The sequence below is a fragment of the Nostoc sp. DSM 114159 genome, assembly GCF_053470285.1.
In genome coordinates this window covers 1666066-1687180 of record NZ_JBPFEH010000001.1, presented here as the reverse complement: position 1 = coordinate 1687180, position 21115 = coordinate 1666066, and the positions used below count along the sequence as shown (strand labels likewise).

Annotated in this window: 13 protein-coding genes and 1 pseudogene; 13 read left to right on the top strand and 1 reads right to left on the bottom strand. The window is 41.4% G+C overall.

Features of this window, described 5'->3' with window-relative positions:
* Positions 1 to 214 precede the first annotated feature (214 nt).
* The 13 genes and pseudogenes from ACR5KR_RS06790 to ACR5KR_RS06730 all read left to right on the top strand — a co-directional run bounded on the left by ACR5KR_RS06790 (position 215) and on the right by ACR5KR_RS06730 (position 19760).
* Complete coding sequence (locus ACR5KR_RS06790) at positions 215 to 790, top strand: Uma2 family endonuclease (protein ID WP_448265924.1); 576 nt, start codon at positions 215 to 217, stop codon at positions 788 to 790.
* Positions 791 to 1607: 817 nt separating this feature from the next.
* Positions 1608 to 4241: pseudogene (locus tag ACR5KR_RS06785) on the top strand (beta strand repeat-containing protein); the annotation flags it as partial.
* A 332-nt stretch (positions 4242 to 4573) separates the two neighbouring features.
* A complete protein-coding gene (locus tag ACR5KR_RS06780) occupies positions 4574 to 5179 on the top strand; it encodes an alpha/beta hydrolase (protein ID WP_448270119.1) in 606 nt (201 codons plus the stop codon).
* A gap of 155 nt (positions 5180 to 5334) precedes the next feature.
* Entirely contained in the window at positions 5335 to 5547 is a 213-nt protein-coding gene (gene isiD, locus ACR5KR_RS06775) for a protein IsiD (protein WP_322698325.1), read from the top strand.
* 101 nt (positions 5548 to 5648) lie between these two features.
* The gene (gene coaBC / locus ACR5KR_RS06770; protein WP_448265923.1) at positions 5649 to 6887 is read left to right on the top strand and encodes a bifunctional phosphopantothenoylcysteine decarboxylase/phosphopantothenate--cysteine ligase CoaBC; all 1239 of its coding nucleotides are present in this window, start codon (positions 5649 to 5651) and stop codon (positions 6885 to 6887) included.
* A gap of 5 nt (positions 6888 to 6892) precedes the next feature.
* A complete protein-coding gene (locus tag ACR5KR_RS06765) occupies positions 6893 to 7690 on the top strand; it encodes a lipoyl protein ligase domain-containing protein (protein WP_448265922.1) in 798 nt (265 codons plus the stop codon).
* A 133-nt stretch (positions 7691 to 7823) separates the two neighbouring features.
* The gene (locus ACR5KR_RS06760; protein ID WP_448265921.1) at positions 7824 to 9344 is read left to right on the top strand and encodes a restriction endonuclease-related protein; all 1521 of its coding nucleotides are present in this window, start codon (positions 7824 to 7826) and stop codon (positions 9342 to 9344) included.
* On the top strand, positions 9328 to 12753 hold the full coding sequence (locus ACR5KR_RS06755) for a pPIWI_RE_Z domain-containing protein (RefSeq protein ID WP_448265919.1): 3426 nt from the start codon (positions 9328 to 9330) through the stop codon (positions 12751 to 12753). Before ACR5KR_RS06760 ends, ACR5KR_RS06755 begins: the two co-directional genes overlap by 17 nt.
* 2 nt (positions 12754 to 12755) lie before the next feature.
* Positions 12756 to 13841, top strand: coding sequence for a pPIWI_RE module domain-containing protein (locus tag ACR5KR_RS06750; RefSeq protein ID WP_448265918.1), 1086 nt, complete (start codon positions 12756 to 12758; stop codon positions 13839 to 13841).
* Positions 13842 to 13880: 39 nt separating this feature from the next.
* Entirely contained in the window at positions 13881 to 15944 is a 2064-nt protein-coding gene (locus ACR5KR_RS06745; RefSeq protein ID WP_448265917.1) for an RNaseH domain-containing protein, read from the top strand.
* A 567-nt stretch (positions 15945 to 16511) separates the two neighbouring features.
* Positions 16512 to 16868, top strand: coding sequence for a hypothetical protein (locus tag ACR5KR_RS06740; protein WP_104900334.1), 357 nt, complete (start codon positions 16512 to 16514; stop codon positions 16866 to 16868).
* A gap of 103 nt (positions 16869 to 16971) precedes the next feature.
* Positions 16972 to 17994 (top strand): spore photoproduct lyase family protein, encoded by a 1023-nt coding sequence (locus ACR5KR_RS06735; RefSeq protein ID WP_448270117.1) that lies wholly within the window; start codon positions 16972 to 16974, stop codon positions 17992 to 17994.
* Positions 17995 to 18278: 284 nt separating this feature from the next.
* Positions 18279 to 19760, top strand: a complete 1482-nt coding sequence (locus ACR5KR_RS06730) for a site-2 protease family protein (protein WP_448270115.1) — start codon at positions 18279 to 18281, stop codon at positions 19758 to 19760.
* Between the two features lie 70 nt (positions 19761 to 19830).
* On the opposite strand, the gene ACR5KR_RS06725 is transcribed toward ACR5KR_RS06730, so the two are convergent.
* The gene (locus ACR5KR_RS06725; RefSeq protein WP_448270113.1) at positions 19831 to 21084 is read right to left on the bottom strand and encodes a glycoside hydrolase family 10 protein; all 1254 of its coding nucleotides are present in this window, start codon (positions 21082 to 21084) and stop codon (positions 19831 to 19833) included.
* Positions 21085 to 21115: the final 31 nt, after the last annotated feature.

Here is a 21115-nt window from a genome sequence, read left to right as displayed (position 1 = left end):
AAAGTAGGCTAGAAGCGAAGGATCTCAAGTTTTGCATAAGCCTTGGTTCACTTCAAGACCATGAGGAATAATATTGTTGACTCGTGTAATTTATATGCTTACATCCCCCATCAGCACTGTTGAAAATGCTGGAAATAAAAACTAAGTAGGCTTAGTCTCTCATATTTGCGATCGCCTAAACTAAAAGTAAGCATCTTTTACCCACATAACATCTATGGTTCAGTCTTCTAATCAACGCCTAACCCTAGAAGAATTTCTCGCACTTCCTGAAGGAGATATTACATACGAGTTTGTTAACGGTGAAGCTGTGCCCAAGTATAAAGATAATGAAATGTCACCAAAATTTTTTCATGGCTCGACTACAGGTGCTTTATTTCTACTATTGTCTGCATGGGCACAAGCAAAGGGTCGGGTTGTGATTGAATGGGCAATTAAACTAACACGAAACCAACAAGATTGGATGCCTGTGGCCGATCTGGCCTATATTTCTTATAAACGTCTTCCTGCTGATTGGCTATTAGACGAAGCTTGTCCTGTCGCACCTGAATTAGTCATCGAAATCATTTCACTTGGTCAAACTTTTGGTGAAATTGCAGAAATTGCCACTGATTATCTGAAAGCTGGTATTTATCGTGTTTGGGTGGTTGATACAAAAGCTAGAACTGTAACTGTATTTGCGCTATCTTCTTTACTGATTACTTATCGATCTCATGAAGTAATTACTGATAATTTGCTACCAGAATTAGAAATTACCCCTCATACAATCTTTGAACGGGCTGGATTACTCTAAAATTTCATTAAGAATCAGAATAATTATAGTACTGAGTTGCTTGTGTAATAGTTCTTAAAAAATATTATAAACTCAAGAAGCTTTCAAACTATCAGGAAAACCAGACCATAACTTAGTCAACCGAGGACAACCAGCTAGAGCCAATTTTATTTTATAGCTATCTAACGAATCTAGTCTCCACAGAAGCATTATCGATTAATCGCGCATAAGCGATATGCATTTATCAGTAAATAATATGAAGAGTATGCGAAGATTTTTATTTGGATATAGACATCTAAGTAAATATTCGGTATTTAATTATTATCAGGTTATTTAGATGTTTCCTATTTTCAAGCTAAACACCCACAGACAATAACCCACAACGAGGACATAAAGATTCCTTCTTCTATGCTCTGTCAAGTGTTCCCTATTTTTAAGCTAGTAAGACTTACGCATTAACAAACCAACTAAATTATGGGCTGTGGTTTTTAGGCATTCAAGCTTGATTTGTATACTCTTTTTCAGTGATGCCTACGGTTTTTACAGCCTATGCTACTGATATAAAGATGATTGAAATAATCCTAAAGCTAGTTTTTTTGTGAATCTAATCCACACGCTCATGAATTTGTACAGTGCCTAAGACTTAGATAGTTTGAGTAAGTGCTACGTAAAATCCAATCAAAGGGGAAATCTTCAAAGAAAAATTCGTAACCCTCAAGAGCGACATGAAAGAACGTCGAAACGTCAACATTTTGCTAATTTTTGTACGCTCAAATAGCACTAACTGCAACTTGAGAACTTAATTTACTCAAAAAATCGATTTAGGTAGGAAAAAATTATGGCAAATATCATTGGAACCAACCAGAATGATACTCTACTGGGCACTAACAGCGCAGATACGATTAATGGTAATGGTGATAACGATACCTTCTCAGATCAGGACAACGATTTTCTAACTGGTGGCGGTGGTAAGGATAAATTTGTTTACATAGACAAAACCTCTGTTCAGAACACCGATACTATTAGTGATTTCGGTGGCGTAGGTAAAGGTGTAACTCCCTCAGCAGCAGTCATTGCCGAAGTGGATACCATCCAATTTGAAGGCTATTATTATACTGCCAAAAATCTGCTGCTTACTCAGAATGGCAGCAATCTGGAAATCACCTTTGAATATGCGGCTGGTGCAAAAGTCATCCTTCAAAACTTCAAATTAGAAAACCTGGATAATCTGCCAGCAACTTCTTCACGACCTGCTATTGGCAATATCCTGTTTGATGGACAAACCAGCATCACCGACAGTTTTGATGTGTTTAATGCCAACTCCACTCAAACTAACCTATTCAATAAGAACACAGTGACATTTCTCAATGACCTCGACAACAACATTACAGGTTTAGACAACTCAAATGATGTAGTCAATGGTCAAGGGGGTAATGACAAAATCGATGGCAAGAGTGGTAACGACCTGCTACGCGGTGGTATGGGCAATGATACTCTTATTGGTGGTGAAGGGGACGACTCCCTTCTTGGTGGTGAAGGGGATGACTCCCTTCTTGGCGGTACAGGTAATGACATCCTTCTTGGTGGTACAGGCGATGACATCCTTCTTGGTGGTACGGACAATGACACCCTTCTGGGTGGCACTGGTGACGATCGCTTGACTGTTGGTTCTTCAAATGTTGATACTTTAGGAGGCGATCAGCTGCTCTATGGAGATGATGGCAACGATACTCTCTCTGCATCAGGCTACGAAAGCCGATTTGAAGACACCTATTATACCTCTGGCAATAACACCCTCAACGGTGGTGCTGGTGACGATTATTTGATTGTTCAATTTTCAAAAGGCAATAACTTGCTGAATGGTGGTGACGGCAACGATACGTTCTCCGAGTACAACAGTGGCAATGATACGGTAGATGGAGGTCAGGGTGACGATTTGTTGTCCTATAATTCCTACGCTACCAGGGGAATCACTTCGACTTTCAATCCTACTACTAACGTTGGCTCAATTACAGCAGACACAAATCAGGTTAGCTACAAGAATATCGAACGATTAAATATCATCGGTACATCCTACGATGACTATATTGTGGGTAGCAATGGCAATGATACGCTCGACCCTGGCAACGCTGGTAATGATACCATAGATGGGGGCGCAGGTGACGACTTGTTGTCCTATAGCTATAACTCCAGTGGTGCGGGAATCACTTCAATCTTCGATGCTACCACGAATACTGGCTTAATTACCGCAGATACAAATCAAGTTAGCTACAAGAATATCGAACGATTAAATATCACAAGTGGATTCGGCAATGACAACATTGTGGGTAGTAATGGCAATGATACGCTCGACCCCGGCAAAGCTGGGAATGATACGATAGATGGGGGCGCAGGTGACGACTTGTTGTCTTATAGCTATAACTCCAGTGGTGCGGGAATCACTTCAGTTTTCGATGCTAGCACTAATACTGGCTTAATTACGGCAGGCACGAGACTAGTCAGTTACAAGAATATCGAACGATTAGATATCACAGGTACAGACTACGATGACGATATTGTGGGGAGCAGTGGCAATGATACGCTCGTTTCGGGCAGTGGCAATGATACGATAGATGGCGGCAAAGGTGACGATTTGTTGTCCTATACCGCCAATACTAGCGAGGGAATCACTTCGGCCTTCGATGCTACCACAAATACTAGCTCAATTACGTCAGGCAGGAATCGTGTTAGCTACAAGAATATCGAACGATTAGAGATCGCAGGAACAGAGTACGATGACAATATTGTGGGGAGCAATGGCAACGATAGAATAACAGGAAACTACGCTTTCGATGTCGGATACCGTGAACCTCAGTTAATTGAGATTATCAGTGGCAATGACACAATCGATGGCGGCAATGGTGACGATTTGTTGATCGTCCATGACAACGAGGGTAGCGATGCAATCACTTCGACTTTCAATACCACCACTAACACTGGCTCAATTACAGCGGGGATAAATCAGGTTAGCTACAAGAATATCGAACGATTAAATATCATCGGTACACAATACGATGACTTGATTGTAGGGGGTAATGGGAATGATACTCTCGATGGCAATGCTGGCAATGATACCCTTGTAGGTGGCAATGGTAATGATAGCCTCTATGGAGGATCTGGTGGTACTGATACTTTTGCTTTCAATAGTTTCAATGAAGGCATTGATGGAATTTATAACTTCAACACTACTAATGAACTGATTCAGGTATCGGTTGCTGGTTTTGGTGGGGGATTATCACCAGGTTCACTTTCAGCTAATCAGTTTACGATTGGAGTATCTGCAACCACTAGCACTCAGCGATTTATTTACAGCGATGTTACAGGTGCATTGTTTTTTGACCAAGATGGCAGTGCGAATACCTTTACTCAGGTACAATTTGCACAACTATCTGCTGGTTTGTCACTAACCAAAAACAATTTTGTGGTTGTTTAATCGTAATTAGCGCTCTATCACTCTTAGCAGAGAAAATATGCAATGATCGGATTGCGAGGTGTCTAAAATAGCAACTCGCATCCGATTTATTAATGCAATTATAGCCAGCGATCGCGCATAGAATTTTTTACCAGAGGGAGTTTATAAACAATAGATAAACTTTTCTTAGCAAAATCGGTGTGATTCGCATTTTTATTTATCATAAATTACCTTGACGGCGATCGCATTCTTTAGACAAGCAGCAAATGCCGTAAAATACTAAGTCTCCTTGAAGAGATAGGATCTATGTATAAAAGTAGAATTTTAGGAGCAAACCTCTGTCTTTACAAGCTATTACCGTTCCCACAGCGACTTCTCAACCCCCAGCAGGCTTAATTGTCACTTTGCATGGTTGGGGAGCCAATGCTCAGGATGTAGCATCTTTGTTACCCTTGCTCAACTTACCCGATTACCAGTTTGTATTGCCCAATGCACCTTATCCTTATCCCTATTCCCCGATAGGGAGGGCATGGTATGACCTGCGGGGGGAAAATATGTATCAAGGGTTGCCAGAAAGTCGGCAACTGCTAACGGATTTCTTGGAATCTTTAGAAAGTACCACTGGCATACCTTTGTCACGTACCATTTTGAGTGGATTTTCTCAAGGTGGAGCAATGACTTTAGATGTCGGCTCAAAATTACCCTTAGCAGGTTTAGTTGTCATGAGCGGGTATTTACATCCTGACGCACTAACGGCAGCTAAAAGTGCGATTCCGCCGACTTTAATCACTCACGGTAAATATGATGAAGTTGTTCCCCTGCAAGCTGCTTTGAAGGCACGAGAAACTCTAAAGTCTTTAGGAGTGGCGGTAGAATACCACGAATTTGATATGGGGCATGAAATAGATCCAAAAACGTTAGAAGTGCTACGAAATTTCGTTGTAAATACAATTGCTTAGTCAGGATTACGAATTTTTTATAAATTCTGGTACAAATTCTGACAATTTTCACGAACTTAATGACTTCTAATGAGTAATATATATTGGGTGGCTGCGAAAGAGCGCAACTTAACCCATGCTGAAGGCAAGTGCTGCATAAGGGAGGGGCAAGTATTATGACAACTCTAAGCATTTCCCAAAAAGAAATTGCTGCCATGAGTGCAGTGGAAGTAGAAAAACTAGCTACACGTCTGGAACTGGATAATTATAGTAATGCTTTTGAGGGTTTAAATGATTGGCATCTATTGCGAGCGATCGCATTTCAGCGTCCGGAGTTAGTTGAACCCTATATCTACCTCTTAGACTTGGAACCCTACGATGAAGCGTAACAATTTTGGATTTTAAATTTTAGATTTTAGATTGGGGTCAACTGGCTACAATCAGAGATTATCAGGGGTTAATGTATCACTTGCTTAATCCGAAAGTACCAATGCAATCTCCTTTAAATCCAAAATCCAAAATCCAAAATCTAAAATTGAACAGGGTTCTTATTGCTGTAGGTGGCGGTATCGCCGCCTACAAAATCTGTGAATTGGTTTCGACGCTGTTTAAAAGTGGGGTAGAGGTTCGAGTTATCCTCACCCGTTCGGCGCAAAAATTTATCACGCCTCTGACTTTATCAACCTTATCTCGTCATCCCGCCTACACAGATGATGATTTCTGGCAATCAACTCACTCTCGTCCGTTACATATTGAGTTGGGTGAATGGGCAGATGTGATGGTAATTGCCCCTTTAACAGCTAATACATTAGCCAAATTAGCCTACGGGATGGCTGATAATTTACTCACAAATACTGTGCTGGCTTCTACTTGTCCCGTGCTGTTAGCACCGGCAATGAATACTGATATGTGGGAACAGCAATCGGTGCAACGGAATTGGCAACAGTTATTAATCGATAGCCGATATCATGGGATGAATACAGCATCAGGATTATTAGCGTGCGATCGCATCGGTGCTGGTAGATTAGCAGAACCTCCAGAAATATTCGCTCACATCCAATCGCTGTTACACACTCAAGGCAAACGAGATTTAGTTGATAAACGAGTCTTAATTAGTGCTGGGGGAACGCGAGAATTTCTTGACCCAGTGAGGTTTATTGGTAATCCTTCCACAGGTAAAATGGGATTAGCTTTAGCGCAAGCATCATTTCACCGAGGCGCAAACGTCACTCTGGTACATGGCCCAGCTAGTTGGGATGTACCATTGGGAGTACAAGCGATTCCCGTTGTTAGTGCCGACCAAATGCAGCACGTGATGGTGGAATGTTTACCCAACGCTGATATCATTGTCATGTCAGCAGCCGTGGCCGATGTGAAGCCAAAAGATTATAGTACAGAAAAATTACCCAAGCGATCGCTCCCCCAAGCTTTACACTTGGAACCCGTACCAGATATAGTCGCCCAATTAGCAAAACTCAAACAGCCGCATCAAAGATTAATTGGTTTTGCCGCACAAAGTGGAGATATTGTCAAGCCCGCATTAGAGAAATTACAGAATAAAAAACTCGATGTCATTGTTGCCAATCCCATCGATCGGCCGGATAGTGGTTTTGGTAGCGATAATAATCAAGCGATATTTTTAGATAGTCAAGGAAATCAGGTAGAAATTGCACCTTGTTCTAAATTAGAAATGGCGCATCAATTATTTGATTTTCTTTCTATAGTCTGAAATCTATGAGACAACTAGCAACCGAATCACCATCCACCTGGCGTTTCATCCCAATGCTTCAGACATCAGGGGGAGTGCAAATGGCGATCGATGCTTGGTTGTTCAACCAATGTGAAAACGGACAGCATCCGCCTACCTTGCGTTTTTATACCTGGTATCCTTATGCTCTTTCCTTGGGACATCTGCAAAAACAATGGCCTGCCGAGTGGCATAATTTGATTTACCAGGGAAAGGCACTCGATCTAGTTCGTCGGCCAACGGGAGGTAGAGCTGTTCTCCACCAAGGAGACTTAAGCTACGCCCTGATTACCTCAGCTAGTACTGGAAAAAGCTGGGGTACTTATGAAAAAATCTGTAACTTTTTGATCCAAGGCTGGCAAACCTTGAATATTGAGTTAAATTATGGTTCGGCTGGACGAGGTTACATTCACAATCCCAGTTGCTTCAACACAGCAACAGCAGCCGACTTAGTTACTGCCGATGGAAGTAAATTTATTGGTAGTGCCCAACGCAAGGGAAGAAATACCATTCTTCAACACGGCTCGATGATTTTGTCTACAGACAAAAGTTTATTTCAGGAAATCTTTGAACAACCTGCTCCGTGGAATACCTCACTTTGCAACACACAGGAACAAGATGACTGGATTGCAAAGATTGTGGAGACATTGACAGAGACGGCAAAACAGTACTTTGGCATAGAACTAGTTACCCAAGCATTTACCGATCTTGAATGGGAAGATATCCTCAAATTGCGATCGCTTTATGAAGTGCGCTCGCCTATTCCAAAACTTGAGGTTATGTAGGAAATACGTAGAAAACCAAAGTTTTTTGTAAGTTAAATCGCTGTACAGCGTATTTTTACAGTGCGAATAAAAAGTTGACATTTTTATTTACATCATTTACTGTAAACACATTAAGATGTAATTGTACATAGCCATGTACTTTGAGGACGTGCGTGAGTGGCAGGGAACTGCGGAGGCTCTGACAAAGGAGTTAAAACGCCAGATTAAACACCTTGAACTGTCTATAGAATCACCTGCCCTTCGTACCATTCGGTCGTGGAGAGCAAAACAACTTTTATCACAACCCAAAGGGCAAGAATTTGGATTTCGTCAAATTTTAGAGGGCTTGGCAACTGCTCTCCTATTGAAGAAAGGTTGGACACTTGCAGCAATTACTCAAGTATTGCCTTCTTTCTCTGACGATACTTTAGAGATGCAAATTCTTGCAGAAGCTCAAGGTCAAGACCCTACATGGCTACCCACGATCGCTGCAACTGCTTTGCCGTTACCTACTGGACACAGACCAGCAATGGATCTGGCTGAAGATGCAGTGGTGTTGTTAGCGCAAGGAATTATTCGCCAATATGAACGAGTACTGCCAGGTCAACAAATAGTTCGTCAAGAGGATAGTACATTGCCGCCAGAACTGTATCAAGCAATGTGCAAATTGGGTCGTCTATATATTGAAGAAGGACAAGGCGATCGCGCAGCTTGTGTACACACTGTTTTGGATAACGCACGCTACCCGCTTGGTTGTGAGCGTTGGGGGTTAGGAATTTTTAACCAATCAGACTTTCGCTTTTCTAAAGCAACCATCATCGATCCAGATTTGCGAGTTCCCACCTCAGACTGTGCAGAGATTGCCAACCTCAGTGGCGGTTTTGGGGAAAATAATGTCATTGAACATCGTCTCTATACAGAGTTATGCGACGCAACTCAAAGATTGGGCGGCCGTCGTCAACATAAGGCTTACACTGCATTACGACAGTTGTTTGGTAGGTATTCTCTGATAGGACAACGCCAACTATTAGATTACTTGGTTGAAAATGACTTAACTCCTTTACAGGGAATGATTATTGATAGATTTTTCGACCTAGTACCGGATATCTGGCTAATTGATGGTTTAGCAAACCGTTGTGCATACTGCGGCACACTCATGCGGCCTCACCCTAACAATAAACTTTTTGCACAAGGGCGATGTCCTATTCGGCAGTGTATTGGCCATGAATTGCCAAAAGTATCTGAGACAGTAGATCCCAACGAAGACATTTTACGAATTGCCAAGCCGCAAATTCTCACCTACTGGACAGGCCCAGCCATTGATGAATTAGCCATATTTGATACAGCCAGACAAAACGGACTAGACGCTGAACTTTATCCAGAGTCGGATTTATGCGATATAGCGATTAATGAACGAGTAATTGGAATTGATGCTAAATCTTACACAAGTCCGGTGACTCTGGCTTTGCGTCTCAATCGTAGTATTGGGGGACTGATTTATTATCGTCGTCGGATTTTGGCTGTGAGCGATCGCTTAATTGAAGATAACCCAAGCTACATCTCCACCCTCAAATCAACACTTGATAAAAAAGCTGATGCGGCCAGTTTAGAAATTATGTCAGTCTCCTCCGTCATTGAGTTTTTAAAGAAGATGCCCTATGCGAACCAAACCTGATTTTTGGAAAAGTGCAGAGCGAATTTGTTGGCTTTGCGTCTTCATGGAAGAATTTATCGGCACTAATTCACTGGAGTATGCACCAGTTGTAATGTCAGGCATGGCCAGCATTTTAAATGCACCTGCCTTTGCACAAGCTCGTCAAGCAATTTTCAATATGCGTCAGATGTCACTGGCTTATGTAACGCACCAGTCAGTTAAGCACGCAATTGCTCTCTACAACAATTATCATTACTGCAACAATACTCAAGGGACGTATGAAATTGATATTGAAACACTTCACTTTCAAAGGACTGACGCTTTAGAAGATTCATTAATTACAAAGGCGCGGCAAATTCTCAGTACCCCTTTGCCCTACGATACCTATGGTTTTACAGTTGCCGATCCTCGTCAGCCAATGGCGGTTGCGTTAGGTGAAGACTCAACCTCCGTGAAGTTGGACATTCCGCGTATCTCAGCTCCGATTGCTGCACGCCGTACACATTCCCTCAACCGTCAACCAAGAGGAAAGATTCGCATTCCCCTAAGAGAACTGCGTGATTTGGCTATTGAGATGGACGAGCGTGAAAAACAAGATCCTGAACGACGGCCTGGGAACTGGGCAGATCGCTTTGAACGCTTTGACCTGATGGTATCGGAGGCTGGAAAAGGACTGCGGAAAGAAGATGATGTGCTGGAATTAGAGGATATCAAACACTTGATTGGTTTGCCAGGGTCGGGTAAAACAACCTTACTGGTTTTGATAGCTGTCTGGTTGGGGCTACATGACTATAAAGCAATGTTTGTGTTTCCCTCAATTGAAGTTGCTAGACAGTACATGGCTGATTTGGCATTTCATCAAGTTAAGGTGGGAATGCTTGTCGGTCAAGGTGATGAAACTCGTCGTCGCCATGCAGACAATATTGCAGAAGCGATCGCTGCTACAGGAAATAATGGTGGTTTTGCTTACACCTTAGAACAAGCAGAAGTTTTTGGGATGAATTGCATTCTACCAGCCTTTTCAACTGCTGATATGTCTTTGTGGGGCTTTGGTTACGCACCTTGCAACGAGATATTGCAAGGAGGAGGAAAACAGGGAAAGATGAAAAAATGCCTGTGTCCCTTATGGACAATGTGCGGTCGTAACAAAGCACAGCGAGATTTATTGGATGCGAATATTTGGGTTGGTCATGTGCGATCGCTTGATACTCAAATATCACCCCATGCAACTTACGAACAATTACGATATTTTGAATTAATTGCCCGTACTTTTGACCTAGTTGTTTTCGATGAAGGCGACATGGTTCAAAAAGTCTTAGATGATTATGGTGCGGCAACTTTAAGTATTTCCGGCTCAGAGCGATCGATTCATAGAGTAATTCTCGAACAGATTCATAACCGCTTTGCTCGTGGTGAAAACTATCGACTCTTCGATCGGGATATAGAACTTTACAGTCGTGACTTAGCGGAATTTGGCAATCATAATACCTCTTTGATTACCACCATCCATAATATGTCAGGGTCGCGGGTAAAAGAACGCTACGAAAATCAATTGCTGACTGTATTACGGATTGTTAGCGAACTCTTGAATAGTGTGAAAAAATCTACTGAGCAAGATGAAATTGATGAACAAGAAGCCAAAACAGAAGTTACCAGAAGTCGAGCGTTAGCTGAATTTTGGGAAAAAGCAGCATATAACGCCTTTTATGACCGCACAGGAGTTAATAACCCTCAAGATTTTAAAGCAGATTTTTGGCCTCATTATATAGGCATCAACAAAGAGACTTTAGAACAGCAATGGAAAACTCTCATTCATCATTTCCGTCGTTACTTAGCTGAGAATCTGATTAAACAACGTGATGCTATTGTCCAAGAAATTATTGAATTATTTTTCAAACTCTGTTTTCCCAAGCATCAATTAACTATAGAAGCTGAGGATTTAATTAAACTACTTATAACTGTTACATTCGTAATTTTGGGTTATCAGCGAATTGTACCAGGGACGAGAACAATGGTTGCAGAAGGCTTCATTCGTGAACCCATTGTAGAATCCACTGCATCACCCGAACTCAGAAAATTTATTCCCGAAAGTATTTTAGGTTCATTTTCTGGTGTGCGATACAGTTTTTTCAAAGCACTAACAACACGCACTGCTGCTAGAAATATGGAGTTATCTTACATTACATTTGTAGGTGCGCCTCGGATGTTAATGCACCGCTTTCATCGGTTGTTAGAGGCAGATAATGGACAAGCCAGTCCAACTATTTTAATTACCTCAGCTACATCATTTTTACAAGCCAGTCCTGCCTATCATATTAACGCAGGGCCACATTATTTACTCAAAGCACGTCAGCCAAAAAATCAGACATCAGCCAAAAGCACTTATTATTTCAAATGGTTTTCAGATAGTCAACGGGGCGACCAACCTCTACTATACAGTGGCGCAGGCGATCGCAACCTGCAAATACGTAATCTTGAGCTTATGGTAGATGCTCTTGTCAAAAGAGGAACGACTAAATCTGAAATTTATAAAGCTATGAATAAATTTGATATCAAGTCTGGTATTCGGCGTAAAGCTGCTTTAGTTGTTAACAGTTACGATCAAGCTCGTCATATTAAGAAATACATCAATAACTATTATCCTGACGTTGGTAGGTATACAAAAGCAGTTGTTAACTCTTTGAGAGAAGGGGAACAACCAAAGGATTTTATCACTTCTGCTCAATGTGAAGCATTGGGAGATGATGAAAACTGTCACATTTTAATTTTTCCCATGCTGGCAATTGGTAGAGGTGTCAATATTGTTTTTACCAAAGGGGAAAGAAAGCTAGATGCAGCAATTGGCTCAATTTATTTCCTCACTCGTCCTCACCCTACTAAAGATGATATGCAGCTTTTGTATAGCTTAACAGGACGAGCAACACAAGAATTTGATAGTCGAGTTTTTAGTGAAACAGAAGATTTGAATGCCATAGCAACAGCTTGGCGACAGTCAAGAAAAGACCTGTGGTTAACTGCCAATAGATTGTTACGTGAACCCTTAATAGCAAGCCGTTTGGGGACTGAACTATTCAAATCATTTACGGCTAATCAAATGGTAGCTATTCTGCAAACAATTGGTCGAGGAATGCGGAATGGATGTCCAGTATCAGTTTACTTTGTTGATGCAGCTTGGGCTAAAAAATCAACAGAAGATAAACCCGATTCTGGACGAGATAGTATGCTGGTTCAGATGCGAATTATTTTAGAAAAATGTGTGAACCATGAAGACCCCGTAATTCGAGAAATTTATCAAGAACTGTATAGCGCATTTCTAGAACCTTTACAACGCATTGAAGGCGTACTTTATCCAGATAACTTGCGCTCTTTGGAAGAATCTGCGGATGAAGAAGAAGGCTTTGACGAATTTTCAACAATACTGGAGATGTAAAAATGATGACTAACTTTGATAATGAAATTGAATTGGAAGAAGATTTATTTGCAGAAGAGGAAGACGAAGAAATTGAAGGTGATTTCGTCTCAGATACATTGTATATACAACAAGGCGCAATCAAACCAATTGCAAAATTTCCTTTGGCTTTTAGCGTACCAGATAAACTACCACCAATTATAGTAGAGGGTTGTAATCTTACTTGGACAAAAGCAGCTTTAGGATGTTTTAGCGAGATTCAACAAGGAGCTATTGTCAAAAATCTTCCTTATGGCTCATTGCGAAATTTTCTACAAGTAGTATTAGAAGATGCTACGCGAATTGAAACAGAGATTGGTCTTAGCAAGAGCGCATTTTATCATGCTAACAAAGGAGATGAGCCAGAACCTTTTGTTTATCTTACTGGTGGCAATGAGGAAGAAATAAATAGAATGCTTCGCCCAATTATTAATGATTGGTTCATAAACTATCTCAAACCATTTGCTGAGAAGGAGGATATATCAATCAACATTATTGAGCGTTTGGAGGATTTGCAAGAAAGAGGAGAGTTAATAAAAATTTCTCCATTCAAATCTCAAGTATTACCTTGGGCTTGGAATCAAGAGACGGATACAACTCAACCTAAAGATAAATATGCGTATCGAATGCTTGCAGATTATGTGGCTCGTCAAATTGCTGGACAGATAATCTTTCCAGAGTTAGGGTCAATCAAACGGATTATTTCTAGCAATAAAACATTTAACTCTGGTATTGCAGAGCTAATTACTGAACCGAAATCCTTAGATAACAAAAAAGGGAAATTCAGTTTTGTAGTGAAATTGGAAGTTATTACTTATCCATCTTTACATCAACCGTTATTACAAGTTGAGGTTTCTAAACGTCGCTGGTTAACTCAGTTAAAAGCTCCTGAATATGACCGTAGAAATATTAGCGGTTTCATATTTTCTCAAGAGCATACTGATCGCGCCTTTAGCTATCAAGTAAAAGCCGAACGAGACAAAAACAGCAAAAATGCTAAAACTAACAACAAAGAAAAGGTAAAATTGGTTTGGAGAACAGATAAAGATTTTGAAATATTACGAAGATAATTAAATCTGGGATCATCTTGTGATGGTCAAGAAATCGCTTTGGGTTTAGCTTCTACTAATAGCTGTGAGGTACTTCTTACTTATCGTAATGGACTTCAAGATAATTCAGAAGACGACGAAGAAACGTCAGAAAAATACGGTATTGAAACAGGCGTACCAGAGATTGATAAATTAGATGCGTTTGAGGCGATCGCTCAAATTCTTCAACCATTAGGAATCGAAATATTTAAGGATTACAAAAAAGTACCATCTATCCACAAACTAGATGATACAGCTTCACGCATGATTAATCTTCCTACGCTGCTTGGTGGTGTTTTAGAAGGTCTTGAAACAAATACCAACTTAGAGTTTACTCCGAAATATCTCGATCAACTCAACGAGAAACAAATTGATGATTTACTAAGTAAACACTTTGGCATTCGTTTAGAAGGGATTCATTCGGGAAGAAAAGCGCTTCAGTTTAGCCAATATACCAAAAATCAGACTGATGAACTTCAAGCCATCATTCAGGCAAACCAAGCAGCAATGGAGCAATTGTATCCCAATGAACAACCTTTATTATTGATCTTTTATGAAGCTCATTTACAAACAGAAGTGAAACTATTGCAGAAAGTTACTCAACTTTTGTGGGGAGACACACTAAAAGTAAAAATTAATCGCTTACCTGAAAAGACTCACGGGCCGAAAGAAATTCTACCAGGAAAAGATTTGAAAGCTAAAGAGCGATCGCGTGAGCGAATTAAAGCATGGGAATCTACTGCACAACAGATTGAAAAGCTCAATCAGCCAACTTTCTGCTTAATAATGGCAAGAGAATTTTACCCAGATCCTACTGGTCAAAAAAATGTTAAGCATGATGATAAAGTTAATAAACCATCAACCCGCAAAGCATTAGCAATGGCTGGTGCTGGTGTGCAATTTCTATTACCCATCGAAAAGACTCGAAAAGCAAACTGTCTTAAACTTGCAGACTTTTTCCATCGGATGCAGTCAGCATTAAAAGATTTAATTTTTGCTCATTCTGGTCGCATTAATAATGTCAAAGAAAAAGTTGATAAATACCTGCAAAATATTTCACAGGAAGCAAGACCAAAAGAAATTATTGTAATTACAATCGTCCGGAAACAAAAAGGTCGTGTCCGTGGCAAAATAGAAAGTACATTTTTACCAATAGCAATCCGCATCAATGTGGATACAGGTAAATGTGAATTTTGCTGTGCTTATGATAAAGGAAATTTAGTAATCAGTCCGTGGATTAGTTTTTCTGACGCACGAGCTTTTGTTGCTGAACTTACTCCCATTAAACTAGCTGATAAAGAGGAGGTACGCAAGACTAGATTCATGGACTTTGTGGAACAGGTTGTTTCTGATTCTGTGGAAGCAGGTAAGCAACCATTGATCATGATTGATTCTTCTAACTGCGTTCAACTATGGCCTTGGTTAGCTGATATTAGAATAAATGCTAATGAAATTAACCTTGGCTCGTATCAAGATATGCAAGTTGACTGGCAGGGCGCACGTATAATTCGTATTCGTCAAGAACTTGCCCCTGGCATTATTGAGAAAAAAGTCAGACATATAATAGAAACTTCTTTAGAAGATACCAGAACTAAAGAAGAACTAAAGGAACTGCCGCCTGACAAGAAAATTCCTTCAGCATCTAGCGCAACTGGCTTATTTCGACTCAGCGCAACTAACAAAACTGGATGTGTAGCTTATCTATCTGTGGCGCGTGAATTACCACATCAATATACTCGTGGTCAAAGTTGCTATCGTCCAACCGAAGCTTTAGTTAAAAAAACTGATGATTCTAAAAAGCCAATTTGTAACAAAGCTGAGTTAAAGGTACATCAACTTACTAAACAAGCTCCATTTGCGGGTCGCTGGCCTACACCCAACCCCCTTGAGATTGTCGTTACCTTGCGTCAACCAGAAGATAATCCTGATGACCTAGCAGCCCTTGTTGAATCACTACGCTACGGCTTTGGTCACTACAGCGATTGGACAGCTTTACCAGCTCCTTTATTTTTTGAGCGTGTTGTACGGGACTACATCAGTGAATTTGCGATCGCAGATGAGAACATTGAATCTGAGCAAGATTAAACAATCCTGCCAGTGTAGAAAGAGGCTACTAATAAATTTACAACTTGAAGCAGGTATTATTTACAATCAAACTCGCACAAATATGACTGTTAGAATGCATTCCAACGCATTGGCATTGCAAGGGCACGCATTAACAATGCGGCTTATGTATTATACCAATTGGAAAAAAGAATGCGACAAATAGACTATTTGTAGAGACGCGATTCATCGCGTCTTTACCCAAGGATGTGTTGCAATCATTAATTGAATTGGTATTAGCATTGCAAAGGGACGCATTGCCATTGCAAGGTATTGCCAAATTCAATTCCTTACGAATTAATGAAATGCTGTATTTAACAAACTAAAGTTAAGACTGCAATCTAAAACTTGAGTTTATTAAGCTTAGTGAAATCCCAGAATAAGCCCGAAAGCTGGTAAAAATAGTGTGACTGACATAAAAACATCAAGTAGCAATTAGGAAAGGAAACTACTACCTTGAATTGGGTATAACCCGTATGGTTTATGGCTTCAAGTCGCTTTTATAAATTTTACAATATAAGTAAGACATAAAAATAACGCTTCAATTATATGAAAATACTCTCATCAGAACTAGTCCATTTAGGATTTGGCAAATATGTGCGTTCTGACCAAGTAACAGCAGTTATACCAATAGAAGAGGAGCGAGGCCCAGGGCGACGAACTTTTGTTCACGTTCAAGGGCAAAACGATCCCATTATCGCCTCTCGCGCTGAAGATACCATTGTGCGTGATTTAGTACAGGAACCACGCGAAGTTACTCAAGCCCGTCAGCAGCAGGAAATTCTTCAAGATTTATTGGTTAATTTGGCCAATGTTAATTCTACTGTGCGCCGAATTAACCGTGATGAAGGCAGTTTGGATCTCGATTTGTTAGAACGACGAATTAAGCAAGTCCTGGAAAATTAATTGCAGAAATCAGCAAACTAAACAACGGAGAAAGATATTGCTGAATACCATTACAGACCAAGTTTCAGTATCAGATACACAAACAAGATCGCCAAGGTTGTGGATACCTGAACGGGTACTGTTTACACCTGCTGCCCTAGATGAAGATTGGGGGCAGCAGATTCTTAAACGTGTGCAGTCACTCAACTTACCAATAGAAGAACTATCACAGAACCGCCTGAAGGGACTGCGCGGTGAATCTGAGCGGGATACTTACAACATTGCCAAGCGTACCTTAGCGGTGGTTACTGCACCCCCTAGTTCTTTTAAACTGAGTCCGATCCCACCTTCTGCGGATTGGCAGTTTCACCTTGCCGAAGGTTGTCCGGCTCATTGTCAATACTGCTACTTAGCAGGTAGCTTGTCGGGACCACCTGTCATCCGCGCTTTTGCCAACTTACCGCAGATATTAGAAAACTTAGCTAACTACGAGCAACAGGGTAAAACTACAAGTTTTGAAGTTAGCTGTTACACTGACCCATTGGGTATTGAGCATTTAACTGGAAGTCTTGCTGAATGTATCCGTCACTTTGGCACTCGTAGCAATGCACATCTACGTTGGGTATCGAAGTTTGATGCTGTGGATGGATTACTCGATTTACCACACAATGGGCATACTCGCTGTCGGATGAGTGTTAATGCCGCACCGATTTCTGGTAAGTTTGAAGGTGGCACGGCATCCGTAGCATCCAGACTAAATGCATTGCGACGGTTGGCATTACCACGAGAGCGTGGCGGTGGTGGTTATCCAGTAGGCTTGGTCATTGCGCCAATTATGCCGATAGACGATTGGCAGATGCACTATAGTCGTTTGTTTGACCAAATAAACGAGGCACTGGATTTTGATTGTAACCTTACCTTTGAGTTAATCTCGCATCGGTTCACACCTGGATCAAAAGAAGTGTTACAAACTTGGTATCCGCAATCAAAATTAGAGATGGATGAGGCAAAACGCAGTGTCAAGCGTAATAAGTTTGGTGGGACGAAATACGTTTATGAGAAGGACACAATGAAGGCGTTGCGTAGCTTTTTTGAGAGTGAGATTAGTAGGCGCTTTCCAAATGCTGAAATTCTTTATTGGACTTAGAAGAATATTTCGCTCATATAGAGTTTGAGCAAATTAATTATTGCACGAGAGAGCGATTGATATATGATGCGATCGCTCTTTTTTCCGGTTGCTCAGGCACAAAGCGTGCTTAAAAATCTAGGACTAAAGTTTTGACTACGAACTTTTTTACCCCTGACCTGGGTTTGGCTACGCCCACGCAAAGCGGGATAATTTGGGCAGACGACAGGCGGCGTTATACATTAATAAGTGTATCTGCAATACCGGACTTGTTCTGGCTTAGTCTCAATAGCAAAGGTTTGGAGATGTTTACTTTATCAGAAACTTCTATCCTGGCGGCAATCCTACTGGTAGCTTTAGGCATTTTGGGCTGGGGCTTTTATCGCGCCAGACCTTTTGGTAAACTGGGAATCTTAGCCTGGTTACAGTCGGTGGTGTTGATGACTCCCTGGCTCCTGTTTTTTGGATTGTTTGCCGCAGGGATTTACATCAATATAGCGGGTATATTGTTCTTAGTGGTCACATCCGCCGGATTGTACGTCTACTTGGGCAGACAGTTACGCCAAGCTGGGCAAGATGCCATCCTCAAGCAACGCGCCACAGAAAGACTCGCTGCTGCTTCCTCACTTGAAGCAAATTCCCCACAACCAAAAGTAGCAGAACTGAAACCAGAGATTCCGCCGATACCAGAAGAAGACTTGAATGCAGTTAAAGGTATTTTCGGTATCGATACATTTTTTGCTACAGAAACGATCGCCTACCAAGATGGAGCCATTTTTAAAGGCAATCTACGGGGAGAACCAGAAGAGACTCACAACCGTCTAACTGCAAGTTTACAACAACGCCTTGGCGATAAATATCGTCTGTTTTTAGTGGAAAATACAGACGGTAGACCTGTGGTGATTGTCTTACCAAGCCGCAACGATCCCCGGCCGATGTTGTTATCGCAAAAAGCCTTTGCAGGTGTTCTGTTGATAGCGACCATTGCCACAAGTTTAGAAGCTGCGGGATTACTGCTAAATTTTGATTTTTTTGCCAATCCAGGGCGGTTTCAAGAAGCTTTGCCCATAGGCGCGGGAATATTTGCGATTTTAGTAGCTCACGAAATTGGTCATTGGTTACTTGCCCAGCGTCACCAAATTCGCCTTAGCTGGCCCTTTTTTCTCCCCGCAGTGCAAATTGGTTCTTTTGGTGCAATTACCCGCTTTGAGTCTCTGTTGCCCAACCGCAAGGTATTATTTGATATTGCCTTAGCAGGGCCAGCCGCAGGTGGTATTGTCTCTTTGTTAATGTTGGTGACGGGCTTGCTGCTTTCCCACCCAGGTAGTTTATTTCAATTGCCCAATCAGTTTTTCCAAGGGTCGATTTTGGTGGGAAGTTTGGCGCGAGTTGTCCTTGGTTCAGCGTTGCAGTCACCCTTGGTAAGCGTTCATCCTTTAGTGGTGATTGGTTGGCTGGGGTTAGTAATTACCGCTTTGAACTTAATGCCCGCCGGACAACTAGATGGTGGCCGCATTGTTCAGGCGATTTATGGACGCAAAACCGCAGGACGAGCAACGATCGCAACTTTAATTTTACTAGCGCTAGTGTCTCTCGGTAATACTCTTGCCATGTATTGGGCGATCGTGATTTTCTTTTTGCAACGAGATCAAGAACGCCCTAGCTTGAATGAAGTCACTGAACCCGATGATGCTAGAGCCGCTTTGGGTCTTTTGGCTCTCTTCTTGATGATTACCACTCTTTTACCCCTGACTCCCGGCTTGGCTGGGCGTTTGGGAATAGGATAGAGAGTGCTGAGTGAGGAGTTGGGAGTTAGGAGTTTAAAGAACTCTGTCTATCTCGCCACTCCCTACATTTCTACGGTTTCCAACCTGCTAGCAAATTCGGGTAAGCTGTTGGTGTGGGAAAAATTTTCTGAAAGCCAGTTTGACGTTCTTGCGCCTTTTCTTTGCTCATATTCCAAAGGGTTTCATAGAAAAAGAAAGAGACTCCAGCGAAATTGCGATCGCGTACTTTTTGCACTTGTGTTTGAATCTGCTGCATTGGTATAGATCGGTTTTTCAACCCAGCCAAAATGCCTACACTCACTGGAATATGGCTCTTGGCTGCTTTCACTTCTGGATACTCTAATTCGCTGATAAAAACATTCAAGTCATCCCGATATACCTGCAAAACTAAGTCTTCGACGATTCCTAGCCGTTCCCACTTCTGCCAATCTGCTAAAAAGAAATCGTAGGAAAGACGCTGAGGATTAGGAGCAACGGAAACCAGGCAATTTTTTTTAGTAGCTTTGATAGCTGTAAATACCCGCTTCATAAACTCGGTGATTTTGTTAGCTCTCCAACGTACCCATTCTGGATCTTTGAAGTTTTTCGAGGGAGCTTTACCACCGTGTTCTTTTTTGTAAAGTGCCACTGTATAAGCATCGTATCCTAATTCTGATGGTAAGCCAAAATGGTCATCAAATTGAATCCCATCGATATTGTAGTTTCTAACAATTTCAACGATTAAATCTTGAATAAATTGTTGTACTTCTGGGCGAAAGGGATTTAGCCAAACGCGATTATGTGTGCCTTCTTTGACAATCCGAGTTCCATCGCTGCGACTGGTGAGCCATTGGGGACGATTTTTAGCTAATAGAGAATCCGCTGGTGCCATGAAGCCAAATTCAAACCAGGGAATCACTGTTAACCCTTTTTGATGTCCCACATCGGCAATTTCTTTGAGGATATCTCGCCCTTTGAGTCCGGGTGTGGGATCGAGCGATCGCCCGATAACTTTTAGTGCAACTTTGCTAGGATACAAGGTATATCCCCAATTCCAAACCGCCGGATATATAGTGTTAAAATTGAGTTCATCAAGCCGTTGCAAAGATCCCTTGAGGCGATCGCGCTCAAATAACACATCACTATCAATATTTGTTAACCACACTCCCCTTAACTCAGATTTTGGCGTTGACGGTAGATTAATTTGAGCGTTCAAAGGGAACGACAAAATCAGCGTCGCGATCGCACTCAAGGTAAGCATAACGATAAACAAAAAAGACTTTCTACTCTGGCGAATATTCCACCAAGAAGAAAACTCAACACACCACTCTACAAACCTTTTCATCATTATTTAAAATGTCTGTGTCAGTGAAGGA